General features: G+C 71.2%; 13 protein-coding genes. 1 reads left to right on the forward strand and 12 read right to left on the reverse strand.

The window, feature by feature from the left end; genetic code table 11:
* Window positions 1-56 precede the first annotated feature (56 nt).
* The 8 genes from SK571_RS15900 to SK571_RS15935 all read right to left on the reverse strand — a co-directional run bounded on the left by SK571_RS15900 (window position 57) and on the right by SK571_RS15935 (window position 6,353).
* A complete protein-coding gene (locus SK571_RS15900) occupies window positions 57-767 on the reverse strand; it encodes a GAF and ANTAR domain-containing protein (protein WP_319984850.1) in 711 nt (236 codons plus the stop codon).
* 116 nt (window positions 768-883) lie between these two features.
* Window positions 884-1,564 carry an SDR family oxidoreductase gene (locus SK571_RS15905; RefSeq protein WP_319984851.1) on the reverse strand — a complete coding sequence of 227 codons (681 nt, stop codon included), beginning with the start codon at window positions 1,562-1,564 and terminating at the stop codon, window positions 884-886.
* Entirely contained in the window at window positions 1,564-2,844 is a 1,281-nt protein-coding gene (gene rfaE2 / locus SK571_RS15910) for a D-glycero-beta-D-manno-heptose 1-phosphate adenylyltransferase (protein ID WP_319984852.1), read from the reverse strand. Before rfaE2 ends, SK571_RS15905 begins: the two co-directional genes overlap by 1 nt.
* The gene (locus SK571_RS15915; protein WP_319984853.1) at window positions 2,841-3,416 is read right to left on the reverse strand and encodes a D-sedoheptulose-7-phosphate isomerase; all 576 of its coding nucleotides are present in this window, start codon (window positions 3,414-3,416) and stop codon (window positions 2,841-2,843) included. Before SK571_RS15915 ends, rfaE2 begins: the two co-directional genes overlap by 4 nt.
* 46 nt (window positions 3,417-3,462) lie before the next feature.
* Window positions 3,463-4,323, reverse strand: coding sequence for a glycosyltransferase (locus tag SK571_RS15920; RefSeq protein WP_319984854.1), 861 nt, complete (start codon window positions 4,321-4,323; stop codon window positions 3,463-3,465).
* The gene (locus SK571_RS15925; protein ID WP_319984855.1) at window positions 4,320-5,312 is read right to left on the reverse strand and encodes a glycosyltransferase family 9 protein; all 993 of its coding nucleotides are present in this window, start codon (window positions 5,310-5,312) and stop codon (window positions 4,320-4,322) included. Before SK571_RS15925 ends, SK571_RS15920 begins: the two co-directional genes overlap by 4 nt.
* A complete protein-coding gene (locus SK571_RS15930) occupies window positions 5,309-5,824 on the reverse strand; it encodes a D-glycero-alpha-D-manno-heptose-1,7-bisphosphate 7-phosphatase (protein ID WP_319984856.1) in 516 nt (171 codons plus the stop codon). The genes SK571_RS15925 and SK571_RS15930 overlap by 4 nt, the downstream gene beginning before the upstream one ends.
* A 133-nt stretch (window positions 5,825-5,957) precedes the next feature.
* Window positions 5,958-6,353: a ChaB family protein gene (locus SK571_RS15935; protein ID WP_319984857.1), complete on the reverse strand. Its 396-nt coding sequence runs from the start codon at window positions 6,351-6,353 to the stop codon at window positions 5,958-5,960.
* Between the two features lie 44 nt (window positions 6,354-6,397).
* Between SK571_RS15935 and SK571_RS15940 the strand changes: the two genes are divergently transcribed.
* Window positions 6,398-7,735, forward strand: coding sequence for an aldehyde dehydrogenase family protein (locus SK571_RS15940; RefSeq protein WP_319984858.1), 1,338 nt, complete (start codon window positions 6,398-6,400; stop codon window positions 7,733-7,735).
* Here SK571_RS15940 and SK571_RS15945 read toward each other — a convergent pair.
* The 4 genes from SK571_RS15945 to SK571_RS15960 form a co-directional block, all read right to left on the reverse strand.
* Window positions 7,707-8,570, reverse strand: coding sequence for a glycosyltransferase family 9 protein (locus tag SK571_RS15945; RefSeq protein ID WP_319984859.1), 864 nt, complete (start codon window positions 8,568-8,570; stop codon window positions 7,707-7,709). The two genes, SK571_RS15940 and SK571_RS15945, sit on opposite strands and share 29 nt — an antisense overlap.
* A 143-nt stretch (window positions 8,571-8,713) precedes the next feature.
* The gene (locus SK571_RS15950) at window positions 8,714-10,540 is read right to left on the reverse strand and encodes a glycoside hydrolase family 3 protein (protein ID WP_319984860.1); all 1,827 of its coding nucleotides are present in this window, start codon (window positions 10,538-10,540) and stop codon (window positions 8,714-8,716) included.
* A gap of 17 nt (window positions 10,541-10,557) precedes the next feature.
* Window positions 10,558-12,138, reverse strand: a complete 1,581-nt coding sequence (locus SK571_RS15955; RefSeq protein ID WP_319984861.1) for a glucoamylase family protein — start codon at window positions 12,136-12,138, stop codon at window positions 10,558-10,560.
* A 20-nt stretch (window positions 12,139-12,158) separates the two neighbouring features.
* On the reverse strand, window positions 12,159-12,986 hold the full coding sequence (locus tag SK571_RS15960) for a carbohydrate ABC transporter permease (RefSeq protein ID WP_319984862.1): 828 nt from the start codon (window positions 12,984-12,986) through the stop codon (window positions 12,159-12,161).

Below are 12,986 nucleotides of genomic sequence, written 5' to 3' on the forward strand. Positions count from 1 at the left end.
GACAAGGGGCACTCCCGCAGCATACGACCCGGCAAGGCACGGTGCTCGCGGCACAGTCAGTCCGCCAGCCGGTCCAGCGGGATGCGCCGTTCCAGCAGGTCATGCGCCACGTCGAGCACCGAACGGCCCGACGAGAACGCGTGTGCGCGCAACCGGGCGAACGCGTCCTCCAGGCTGATCCTCGACCGAGCGGCCAGCATCCCGGTCGCCATGTTCACGTCCTGGTACGACAAGGTCATCCGCAGCTGTTCGTCCTCGTCGGCGGAGTCGTCCTGCTCCAGCAACGCGTAGGTCACCACGTCCGCGAGGATCGTCGCGTCGGCGACCGCCGCCGGGCTCAGGCCACCGGGGCGGCGGCGGTACAGGTCGAGCGTGCCCAGCCTGATGCCGCCGACCCGCAACGGGAACGCGAACATCGCCGCCAGGCCCTCCGCCGCGGCCGCCGCGTCGAAACCCGGCCACCGCACGCCGTCCGCGCTCAGGTCCGCCACCAGCACCGGGGCGGCGTCCCTGAACGCCGTCACCCCCGGTCCCTCCCCGAGGGTGTACTGGATCTCCTCCAGCCGGGCCGCCCACTCGTCACTGGCGCCGACCATCTCCTCCGCGCGTGCGCTGCCGCGCAACGTGAGTGCCGCGGCGTCCACGCCGGGCAGGACGTGCAGGCACGCGGCACACAGCCCGCGCGCCAGACCCGCACGCCCGGAAGCCGCGGTCGTGAACTCCTCCACCGCCCGCGTGAGCCGTTCCCGACGCTGCCCGTCCAACACCCGTCCTCTAACCCCGCGGTCGCGCGGTCAGCCCGGCCCGATCCGACGTCGGGTACGAACCTAGACCGGATCAAGGTGCGTCCGCACCACGACCTGCTGAGCGAGGCCGGTCCGGCTCACGGCCAGGACGGTTCCTCCGCGTGCGCCACGACGAGTTCACGCACCTCGCACCCCGCCGGCCGGCTCAGCGCGAACATGATCGCGGCCGCCACCCGGTCCGGCGGGTTCAGCTTCGCCGTGTCCGTCGGCTTGTACTGCTCGTCGCGGTCGTCGAAGAAGTGGGTGCGCATGCCGCCGGGAACCACGAGCGTCACGCCGACCCGGCCGGCCGTCTCGGCCGCCAGCGCGCGGGTGAAGCCGACGACGCCGAACTTCGACGCGCAGTACGCCGTTGCGTCGCTGACCGCGCGCAACCCGAGGGTGGACGCGATGGTCACCACCCGGCCGTTCTCCAGGTGCGGCAGCGCCGCGCGCACGACCGCCACCGTGCCGAACAGGTTCACCCGCACGACGCGTTCCCACTCCTCCGTGGGCACCTCGTCGAGACGTCCGCACCTGTCCACACCCGCGGCGGTCACCACGGCGCCCAGGTTGCCGTTGCGGGAGACCAGGTCCCGCACGGCCCGTTCGGCGGCGTCGGTGTCCGACAGGTCGACCGACTCGAAGTCGGCCACGTGCGGTGCCGACGGCGCCGCCTTGTCCAGCACGAGGGGCCGTCCGCCTGCCTCGTGCACGGCGTCGACCACCGCCGCCCCCAGTCCGGACGCACCTCCGGTCACCAGCACGTTTCCCAGCATCAGCCCCTCCTCGACAGGATTTCGGTCGTCGAACGGCCGCGGTGGTACGGGACGACGACCGTCCGGCCGCCCCAGTGCCGCATCACAGCCGTCTCCGGCAACAACTCGGCGGTGTAGTCACCGCCCTTCACCCACACGTCCGGACGCAGATCGCGCAGGACGCGTTCCGGTGTGTCCTCGGGGAACACCACCACCTCGTCGACGCAGCCCAACGCGCGCAGCACCTCCACGCGGTCGGCCTGGCGATTCACGGGACGCTCCGGTCCTTTGAGCCTGCGCACCGACGCGTCGGAGTTGAGGCACACCACAAGACAGTCGCCGAGCTCCCGCGCCGCCCGCAACATGCGGACATGGCCGGCGTGCAGCACGTCGAAGCATCCGCCCGTGGCCACCACCACTCCGCCACGAGCCCGCACAGCGTCCATAGTGGACATAGGTGTGCCGGTCATTCCCGAGACACCGCCGTCGGCCAGGAATCGTGCGGCCGAGAGAACGGCGTCCGCCACGGCCTCGTCGGGAGTGGCGCCCGCGGCCAGCCGCGCCGCCGCCGTCACCGCGAACCTGTCCCCCGCCCCGCAGGGGTCGAGCACGGACACCTTCGGCGCGGGCACCGCGACGGGCGTCCCTCCACAGTGGAGCAGAGCACCGCCGGAACCCCGCGTCACCACCACCGCACGCGAACGCCACCGGCCCAGCAGCTCCTCCGCCGCCTCGAACGGGTCCGAGTGGCCGCTGAACGCCGTGGCCTCGGCGAGGTTCGGCGTCACCAGCCGGGCGTCGGGCACCGGCGCCGGACCACGTGGATGCGGGTCCCACACCACCGGGACGCGGGTGAGCACCGACCGCAGCCGTTCGTCGCGGAGCAGTCCGCGGCCGTAGTCGGACGCCAGCACGAAGTCGGCGGACAGCACGGCGTCGAGCATGTCATCGGTGGCCTTGGGCTCCGACGGGCCGCCACCGCGGTCCATGCGCGCCAACGAGGTTCCTCCGCAACGCAGGCGTGTCTTCACCGACGTGGGCGCGCCTGAACGTCCGAACACACCGGGCACCTCCAGCAGCGAGCGGATCCGGTGCCCGTCCTCGTCGTCGGCCAGTGCGCTGACCAGCGTCACGTCCATGCCGTCGCGCGCCGCCATCGTCGCCGCGAGCGCGGCACCACCTGACCTGGCCCGTTCGGCGGACACGTCGAGGACGGGAGCGGGCGCGTCCGGGCACAGCCGCTCGGCCGTGCCCTCCACGTCGACGTCCAGCAGCGAGTCGCCGACCACCACCAGCCTCATGAGACCCTCCGCAGGGTCGTGGGCAGGGCCGCCTCGAACGCCTCGCACAGGGCGTGGACCGCGACGAGCTGCGCCTCCTGCACGTGACAGGGGTCGCCAGGCAGGTCCAGCACGTCGTCCGCCAGGTCGGCCAGCGGGTTCGGCGCCGGGCCGGTGAACGCCCAGACCTGCGCCCCCACCTTCCTGGCAGTGCGGGCGGCCTCCAGCAGGTTCTCGCTGCGGCCACTCGTGGACAGCAGCACGACGATGTCCCGTGGCCGCGCGTGTGCCGCGATCTGCCGGGCGAAGACCTGGTCGTAGCCGTAGTCGTTGGCGATCGCCGTGACGCTCGACGTCTCGGCGCACAGCGCCAGTGCCGAGAACGGCGCGCGGTCGTGCCGGTAGCGGCCGACGAGCTCGGCCGTCAGGTGCTGCGCCTCGGCGGCGGACCCGCCGTTGCCCGCGGCGAGCAGCCTGCCGCCCTCGGTGAGCCTGCGGGCGAGCGTGCTGCCCCAGCGGGTGAGCCGCGGGGCTTGTGCCCGCAGTGCGGTCAGCGTGCCGGCCAAGCCGTTCAGGTGCTTCTCGACGCTCATCGCGCCACCGCCAGCGGGCTGGCATGTTCGGAGATCGTCACGATCCTCATCCGGCCACCTCCTTCGCCACGTCGTCCCAGCTCCGCAGGAACGCATCGAGTCCGTACCGGGCCAACGCGAACTCGCGCGCCCTCTTTCCCTTCTCGTGGGCGAGAGCGGGATCCGCGATCAGTTCCCGCGTCGCGCGCACCAGGTCCTCCACGTCCGTCGAGACCGTTCCGGCCTCCTCAGGCACCGCGCGCACGGCCTCGGTGCACGCGAGCGCCACGACCGGCATGCCGATGTGCATCGCCTCGATGAGCGACAACCCCAGCGAGGTCCAGCGCATCGGATGGACGTAGACGCGCCGCCGAGCCAGTTCCCGGTGCAGCGAGCCGAGGTCGTGATCACCCAGACCACCGATCGGCTCGGTGTTCATCCCGAACACGTCGATCGGCTCGAACCGCGGCAGCAGGTCGGTGCCGACGATCCGGCCGCGCCGGACCGGGTCGTTGACGACCGCGGCCGCGCGGGCGAGCTCGCCGGTGTAGAGCGGGCCGGGGTCGACGACGCCGTGCTCGACGACGACCGTCCGGGTGGATCCGCAGTCCCACATCAGGTCGTTGAAGTGCGTGACGTGCACCAGGAGCCCGTCCCAGTCCGCCATCGGATGCCGCTGTCCCGGCGCGCTCGGCGTGTTGTGCTCCAGGTACACCACCGGAACACCGCGCGGTACCAGGCCGAGTTGCTCCGGCTGCTGCACCACCGCGAGATCGGCGTCCACTTCGGACAGAGACGTTTCGGTCGCACGCCAGGGACGTCCGGCGAGCCCGATGCCGTCAGGAGGGCCGACGACCAGGTAGTCGTGGTCGCCCTGGACGAAGGAGTTCGTCCAGGACCCGTGCACGTGCCAGAGCAGGATCCTCATCGGGTCACCTCCGCGACGGCCGCGACGACCTCGGCGGGTTCCACGAGGTCGAGACATGGGTGGCCGGGTGTCGGACATTCGCGGGCACGGCTGTTCCGGCACCGTGCGTGCTGGTCGCCGAGCAGGACGTGTTCTCCGTGCGGTGCCCAGCGGGCCGCGGGCACGACCGGTGCGAACAACGACACGACCGGTGTGCCGACCGCGACCGCGAGGTGAGCAGGGCCGGTGTTGCCGACGACGACCGCCTCGGCACCGGCCAGCACGCCGCTCAGCTCGCGGAAGGTGGTGCGCCCGCCCAGATCTGTCCCGCACGCGCCGGCGACATGAGCGGTCAGAGCGGCTTCCGCCGGTCCGCCGGTCACGACCACGCGATGCCCTGCCGCGTTCAACGCGACCACGGCCTTCGCCCACCGGTCGGGCGACCAGGTGCGGGCGGGCGCCGTCGCACCGGGGTGCACCACCACGTACGGGTGGCTCAGTTCAGCGAGTTCGAGTTCGGGCGGGCCGAGCACGGCGAGCCGGCCGTCGTCGCCCGGCGGCAGCTCGAACCCGGCCGCGCGCGCGACCTCCAACGCCCGTTCGGCCTCGGGCACGTCCGGGTCGCCGGTCAGCCGCACGTCCAGCAGTGAACCGGGGTAGTCGGTCGAGCGCGCCACGATCTTCGGCACCCCGGCGAGCCGCAGCAGCAGGGCCAGCGGCAACGGGCTCTGGTGGAACGACGTCAGCACCAGCGCCACGTCGGCCCGGACTCCGTGCACGAGTGCCACCACGGCCTCGATGTCGATCGGCCGGACCTCGGGCGCCGGGTTCACGATCCACGGGCATTCCCACTCGATGATCCGGTTCACGCCGGGCAGCAGTTCGGCCGCCCGCACTCCGCCGGGCCCGCACATCAGGACGACCTCGCCGGACGCGGCCGCCGCGCGAATCGCCGGACCCGCGAGCAGCACGTCGCCGTCACTGTCCAAGCGCGCCACCAACGTCCTCACAGGATCATCCCCATCGCGGCACGCAGATCCGCGGCCGTGCGCGGCGCGCGTTCCACCTCTTCCGGCCGGGTCACGTCCGTGGGGACCAGCACGGACGTCGCGCCCGCGTTGCGCGCGGCCACGACGTCGGCCTCGATGTCTCCCACGACCACCGTGCGTTGCGGACTCACCCCGAGCGCCTCGCACGCCGCGAGCACCAGGCCGGGCGCGGGTTTGCGGCACGCACAGCCGTCATCCGGGTGGTGCGGGCAGATCTGCCACGTGCCGAACCGTCCGAGCAGTTCCTCCACGCGGGCGTTGACCGCGCGCACCTGGCCTTCGGTGAGCAGTCCCCTGCCGATTCCGGACTGGTTGCTCACCACTCCGGTGCGCACTCCGTGTGCGCGCAGGTCCCTGATCGCTTCACGGGCGCCGGGCATCAGCTCCACGCGAGCCGGGTCGCCGTTGTACGGCACATCACGGACGAGCGTGCCGTCGCGGTCGAAGAGCACCGCCTCGATGGTCCGATCCATAGAGGAGATTTAGCCGAGAAGAACGGCTTGAAACGCTACTCACCGAAGCGGTTCTCCCCACCACGGAGGACAACGCGTTGTGACCCGCTCGGAACGCTGAGTCAGAAACCGTCGTCAGCGGCGACGGCGACCATCACGAGCGGGCAGCCGCTGTCGCACGGTCGTTCGCCCTGCCGATCGCCTCGACGAGCTGGTCCTTGGTCATCCGCGAGCGGCCGTCGATCTTCAGCCGTTTCGCGATGTCGTACAGGTGTTCCTTGCTCGCGTTCGCGTCCACGCCACCGGCGGTCTCACCCTGTGCCGGCGTGCTCCTGGCCGCCTGACGGTCGGAAGGTCCTTTTTCTGCCTTGGCTTCCCAATGGTCGCCGACCTTCTCGAACGAGTGCTTCAACGCGGAGAACGCCGTGCGGTGCGCACGTTCGCCCTCTCCGTAGGTCTCCACGGCCGAGTCGTGGGCCTTTGTCCAGGTGCGCTGCGCCTTCTTCGACGACCGCGCCACCGTGCTGGGGAGTTCCTCTCGTCCGGGCATGGTTCCTCCATGTTTCGACCGGGACGTCCGGGTACCCGGATCGCATGACCGCCACCCACGCCATCGACGTCCACAGTCCACTCGACGGTCAGCTGGTCGGCTGGCTCCCGGCCGCGTCCGAGACCGAGACGACAACAGCGGTGGCGGCCGCCAGGAAAGCGCAGACCGCGTGGGCCGCCACGTCCGCGGCCGAACGCGGTGCCGCGGTGAAGGCGGCCGCCGCGGACCTCCGGGCGCGGGCCGGTGACCTCGCGATCGTGGTGGAGACCGAGACGGGCAGGCCGTACGCGTCGGCGCGGGAAGGTGTGCTCGCCGGCGCGTCCACGCTGGAGCAGTACGCCGAGCTCGGCCCGGTCCACCGCGGACGGTCACTGCTCGGTTCGGCCGTGGACTTCATGATCCCGGAACCGCGCGGTGTCGTCGTGGCGCTCACACCGTGGAACGACCCGGTGGCCGTCGCCTGCGGACTGCTCGGCGCGGCGCTGGTCACCGGCAACACCGTGCTGCACAAGCCGAGCGAACGCTGTCCGCACACCGGCATGCTGCTCGACACGGTGCTACGGCCGCACTTTCCCGCGGACGTGCTGCGAACGTTGATCGGTGACGGAACGACGGGCGCGCAGCTCGTGCGCGAAGACGTCGACGTCGTCGCGCACGTCGGCAGCACCGCGACAGGACGTGCCATCGCTCAGGCGTCGCGGGCGAAGTTGTTGCTGGAGAACGGGGGCAACGACCCGTTGCTCGTCGACGCGGACGTCGATCCGGACCGGGCCGCCGAGCAGGCGGCGCTCGGCGCGTTCACCAACGCGGGCCAGCTCTGCACCTCGGTGGAACGGATCTACGTGCACGAAGAGGTCGCCGAGGCGTTCGTCAACGCGCTGTGCGCTCGCGCGAAGGAGTGGACGGCCAACGCACAACCGTTGGTGGACAACAGGCATCGCGAGTTCGTGCACGCCCAGGTCGCCGAAGCGCTCGAGGCCGGCGCGCGGGCGCTGACCGGTGGTGAGATCCCGGCCGCCCCCGGCGCGCACTACCCGGCCACCGTGCTCACCGGCTGCACGCCGGACATGCGGATCATGCGCGAGGAGACGTTCGGCCCGGTGGCGCCGGTGTGCGTGGTGCCGTCGTTCGACGAAGGCCTGCGCGAGGCGTGCTCCGGCGAGTACGGCCTGGCGGCGACGGTGCTGACCCGCTCGATGGAGCACGCGCAGCAGGCCTGGCGCGCCCTGCCGGTCGGCACGGTGAAGGTGAACGCCGTGTTCGGTGGCGCTCCCGGCGGCGCGGCTCAGCCTCGTGGCGCGTCCGGCACGGGGTTCGGTTACGGACCCGAACTGCTCGACGAGATGACCACCGTCAAGGTCGTGCACCTCGGCCTGCCGTGACCAGCCGGAAGTCCTTCACCGCCTCCAGGACCTCGTCCACGGTGATCCGCAGCAGACCGGGGTCCGGCTCGGAGGCCAACGTGTCCCCCGTTCCGCCGTGCCACAGCACGTGGTGCGGCCCGGAACGGGGACCCCACAGGCTCGGCGGCATCGGACCGAACAGCAGCACGGACGGCGTGCCGTAGGCCGTCGCGACGTGCGCCACCCCGGTGTCGCCGCAGATCACGAGCCCGGCCGTGGCGACGAGGTCGAGCAGCCGGGCGAGGCTGCCGCACACGGGTTCGGGCACGATCCGGCGAGCCGCCTCGAGTTCGGACGGACTGGCCGTCACCACGACGTCGTGGCCGTCCAACTCCCGCACCACCTCGGCGAACCGCTCCACCGGCCACCTGCGCGCGCCGTGGCTCGCACCTGGATGAACCACGATCCGCTCGGTGCGCGGTCCGGCCGGAGACAGCCGCAGATCGTCCGCATCGCACGGAGTTCCGTGCTGTTCCAGGAGGTCACACCACCTCAGCACCTCGTGGCGCTCTTCCGGCCACTCGTCGTGGGTGATCAGCAGCCGGGGCCGCGTGGCCATCAGCCGCTCGACGCTCTGCGGTCCGCGGCCGTGCAGGTTGACGGCGAGATCGGGGCGGTCGTACTCGATGTGCGTGAGGCCGTCGGTGGGCAGCAGCCGGTCGACGGCGTCGATCCTCGCCACCGCGTCCGCCAGCCAGCCGGGCGCGGCGAGCGTGATCTCGGCGCCGGGGAACGCCCGGCGCAAGCCGCGCAGCGCGGGTACAGCGGTGAGCAGGTCGCCCAGTCCGAGTGCGCGCAGCACCAGGATTCGCATCGGTGATTCCTCCCTGTGCAGCGCCCCGGTCCGCGACGAGACCGCACGCTGGACTCCACAACGGACCGGCGGTCCGCTGCCGGCAGGCCACGCATACCCGCTGTGCGCCCGAATACACCTGCGGATCCGTGAAACTCCGCGCGCTATGCCCTGTGGCCGAAGGGGAAGAGCGGGTCCTCGTAGCCCGCCACGTCCTCGGGGTGCCGGCGCACCTGCTCCATGGAGCGCGGCAGGTCGAACGGCAGCCTGCCCTCCGGCGGGATGACCCCCGACACCGCGTCGGCCAGGGCCTCGTCCGTGGTGCCGTAGCTGACCATCAACGTCGACGCGACCTGCAACAACGGTGTCAGCACCGCGGCACGGTCCAGCGTCACGTCCACGACCAGCGGGCAGACCGCCGAGATCCGGGCCAGGCGCGCGGCCAGGCCCGGCGGGAACTCCAGTGAGCCCTGGTGGAACCACGATTCGAGGAACAGGTCCGACCGCGGCTCGAACGGGGCCATCAGGCGCACCAGCGCCACGTCCGCCTCCTCCGGTGTGGCGACCACGGTCCCCAGGCGCGCGGCGACCTCGGGCGAGACGTTCTCCACGTAGAGCTTCAAGCCCGGCCTCAAGGGCAACCGGGCCGCGTCCTCGCCCCTGTGCAGGACGGTGACCGAACGAGCCTGCGCGGCGTGGCCCTCGTCGCGGAAGTCCTGCCGTCCCACGGTCTCCGCGGCCCGGTCCTCGTCCACGAAGGGATCGTCGAACAGGCCCAGGCGGAACTTGACGGTGAGGAGCCTGCGGGCCGACTCGTCGATCCGAGCCTCGCTCACGCGTCCCTGTGCCACCAGTTCCAGCAGCACCTCGACGCATTCCTCGCCACCGAACTGGTCGGCGCCCGCCGCGAGGATCAGCTCCATGCGGCCGTGCGCGTCGAGGTGCTCGACGCCCCAAGCACGTGCGGGCAGCACCTTGTCGCCCACGTGGTTGTCCATGACGAGTTCCCAGTCGGTGAGCACCACGCCGTCGAAGCCGAGGCCCTCGCGCAGCATCCCGGTGACCACCTGGCGGTTGTAGCCGAACCCGACCTCCTCGATCGTCTCGCCGTCCACCTCCAGGCCGATCGGCATGCCGTAGTACGGCATCACGGCCGCGGTGCCCGCCTCGACGACGGCGCGGAAGGGGGCGAGGTGGTCGGCGAACCGGCCGCCGGGGTAGACCTGCTCGCGGCCGTACGGGAAGTGCGCGTCCTCGCCGTCCTTCTGCGGGCCGCCGCCGGGGAAGTGCTTGCTGGTGCAGGCGACCGACTCTCGCCCCAGTGACGTGCCCTGGAAACCTCGCACGTACGCCACGGCAAGGTCCGCCGTCAGCACGCTGTCCTGGCCGAACGTTCCGGCCTGCCGCGCCCAGCGCGGTTCGGTGGCCAGGTCGATCGCAGGGTGCAGGGCGCAGCGGATGCCCACCGCGACGTACTCCTGGCGGGCGATGTCGGCGAACCGTTCCACCAGCGCCGGATCGCGCAGTGCGGCGAGCCCCAGCGACTCGGGCCACTGGGAGAACGCCTTGGCGCTGAACGACACCCCGGCGTTCTCGATGAACGCGTGCCGCGGGTCGGTGGAGATCGTGACCGGGATGCCGTGCGGCGTGGTTTCGGCGATGAGCTGGAGGTTGTTGTACCAGCGCGCCGCCATCCGTGCGTCGTGCAACGCGTGCACGTTGAAGTGCGACAGGTGTTTCTGCGTCACCACAACGCTCGTGGGCGACTTGCTGATGGCACCGGGGGCCTCCTTCACCGTGCCGTCCGTGCCCGCCTCGATGACGGTGTGGAACAGCAGGCCCGCCTTCTCCTCCAGCGAAAGCCGCCCCAGCAGGTCCTCGACCCGTTCGGCCACGGGCAGCCGCGGATCCTCGTAGGGATCCATGACGCCGTTGCCGTTGAGGTCGCGGTACTCGACACCGTCCTCGGAGATCAGCCGCACCGGCCGCATCCCATCACCTCCACCACTCATCGGACTCGGCTCGCGCCGAACTCCTCGACACCGATCACCGGACGCAGTGCGCGTTCGACCGCCGGTGTCGAGAACGCCCTGCGGATCACGTCGCGGCACAGCACGTTCCCGATCGCTCCCATGACCATCGCCTGGTCCAGCGAGAGGTAGCGGCGCGCGATGGTGCCCGACCGCACGGCGACCGCGTCGAAGAACCCGCCCGTCCCGTAGGCGCGGAGGTCCTCCTGGATCTTCACCAGGTTGGTGTACGCCTCGTCGCGCTCGTGCATCATCGCCAGGAACGCCGCGTGCGGCGTGACGACACCGTCGCCGAAGACCGGTGTAGGCGCGGTGGCGGGTCGGCAAGTTCCGAAGCCGATGTCGTAGTTCGTCATCTCCTGGTCGGAGAAGTAGCCGCTGGCGGGGTTCCCCGGCTCGCCGCCGGGTCCCATGCCGAGCGCGTCGACGCCGTACTCGCGGTACCCGCCGGCCGGGTTGCTGGCCGGGCTGAAGCCCCAGAACCCGTACTTCGCCTCGAGCAGCCCGTGTTCGCGTTGCGCGCGCACGTGCAGCGGGTGGTTGCGGCCCCACGACCGCGGCGCCCATTTCGCCTCGGGCACGAACACGTCCGGCATGAGCTCCTCGAACATCGAACCGCCCCAGCCCGGCACGATCCGCATGCCGCGGTAGGTGTAGGCGCCCTCGAAGACCTCGATGCCGTAGTAGGTCCGGTTCTCCCCCACCGGCTGCATCTCGTGCCACGACCAGTCGCACGAGGCCGGCAGGGTCCGCCACATCGCGAAGTACTGCTTCGGCGGGATCTGGCCCGTGATGATGCCGAGGTAGCTGGTGATGCGCGTTTCGGACACCGTGGTGTCGTAGTGGTGCGTGGTCAGCCACACGGGGTCGCCGCCGATGTGCGTGCCCTGGTACACCCCGCCCGGCCGGTCGTGGTCGAACGGGAAGAACCCTCCGTGGATCAGGCCACCCGGCCGCACGGGGTGCGCGGGGTCGTCGCCGGGGTTGTAGAAGGCGTCCCACCGCATCCGGCCGAAGATCCGCCGCGCCTGTCCCGCCGCGGCGCGGTCGGACTCCGCCACGACCAGCAGTGCCGCGCCCAGCCAGCCGTTGTCCACGCTGGAGCAGAACGGGTGGACCGTCGCGCCGGTACCGGGCCAGGCCCGCAACGCCTTCCCGGTCGCCTCGTCGTACCAGTTGAAGTACATGCCGCTCGGGGTGTGGTGTTCCATCCGTTCCACTGTGGACAGCGTCCGGACGAGCCGGGCGGACGCCTCCCCCGGCGAGATGAAGCCGAGTTCGCGGGCCACGACCGTCGACCACAGGTAGCCGCCGATGTTCGTCGGCGAGGTGTAGCCCGAGCGGTCGGCCGGGGCGAGCGACTCGGGGATGTTGTCGGCGGGCAGGCCCGTGTTCGCCGGGGTCATGGCGACGAGGCTGCGCCAGGTGTCGCGGGCCCATCCCCGGATCCGGACGGGGTCGGCGTGCCTCGGCGCGGCCGCGGCGGACGCGGGAACGGCGAGTGCGGCCGCGCTCGCGGCGAGCAGGGTTCGGCGGCTGATCCTGGCTGGCGATGTCATGTGAGCCCCCTTCGGACTTCTCACTTGATGCCGGTGGTCGCGATGCCTTCGATGAAGCGCCGCTGGAAGACGAGGAACACGAGCAGGACAGGGAGGACGACGATCGTGGCCCCGGCGAGCAGCAGGCCGTACTGGATCGAGTTCTGGCCGGTCGAGTAGAGGGCGAGCGCGACCGGGAGCGTGTACTCGCTCTCCTGCTGCGCCACCACCAGCGGCCAGAGGAAGTTGTTCCAGCTGCCCAGGAACGTGAGGATGCCGAGCGTGGCGAGCGCCGGGCCGCACAGCGGCAGGATGATCCGGGCGAAGATGCGCACCTCGCCGGCGCCGTCGACGCGTCCGGCGTCGAGCAGTTCCTTCGGCAGGCCCACGATGTACTGGCGCATCAGGAAGACGCCGAACGGGGAGGCGAGGAACGGCAGGATCAGCGCGGGCAGCGAGTTCGCCAGGCCCGCGTTGACGACGAGGACGTACAGCGGCACGAACGTGACCACGCCGGGGATCATCAGCGTCGCCATGACGACGACGAAGAGCGCCCGCTTGCCCCGGAACTCCAGCATCGCGAGTGCGTAGCCGACCATCGAGCAGAAGATCAGGTTGCCGGCGGTCACCAGCACGGCCACGATCGCCGAGTTGAGGAAGTACGTCCCGAACTGCAGGCGGGCGAACAGCTGCGTGTAGTTGTCCAGGGACGCGGCCTCCGGCCACCAGGTCGGCGGGTTGGCCCGGATCTCGCCCTCGCCCTTGAAGCTGCCGAGGACCATCCAGACGAACGGCGAGACGACGGCGACGAACGCGACCGTGAGCGGAACGTAGATCCACCAACGGTTCTTCGTGCGGCTTGCGGTCAT

The sequence above is a fragment of the Lentzea kristufekii genome, from assembly GCF_033949925.1.
Classification (GTDB): Bacteria; Actinomycetota; Actinomycetes; order Mycobacteriales; family Pseudonocardiaceae; genus Lentzea; species Lentzea kristufekii.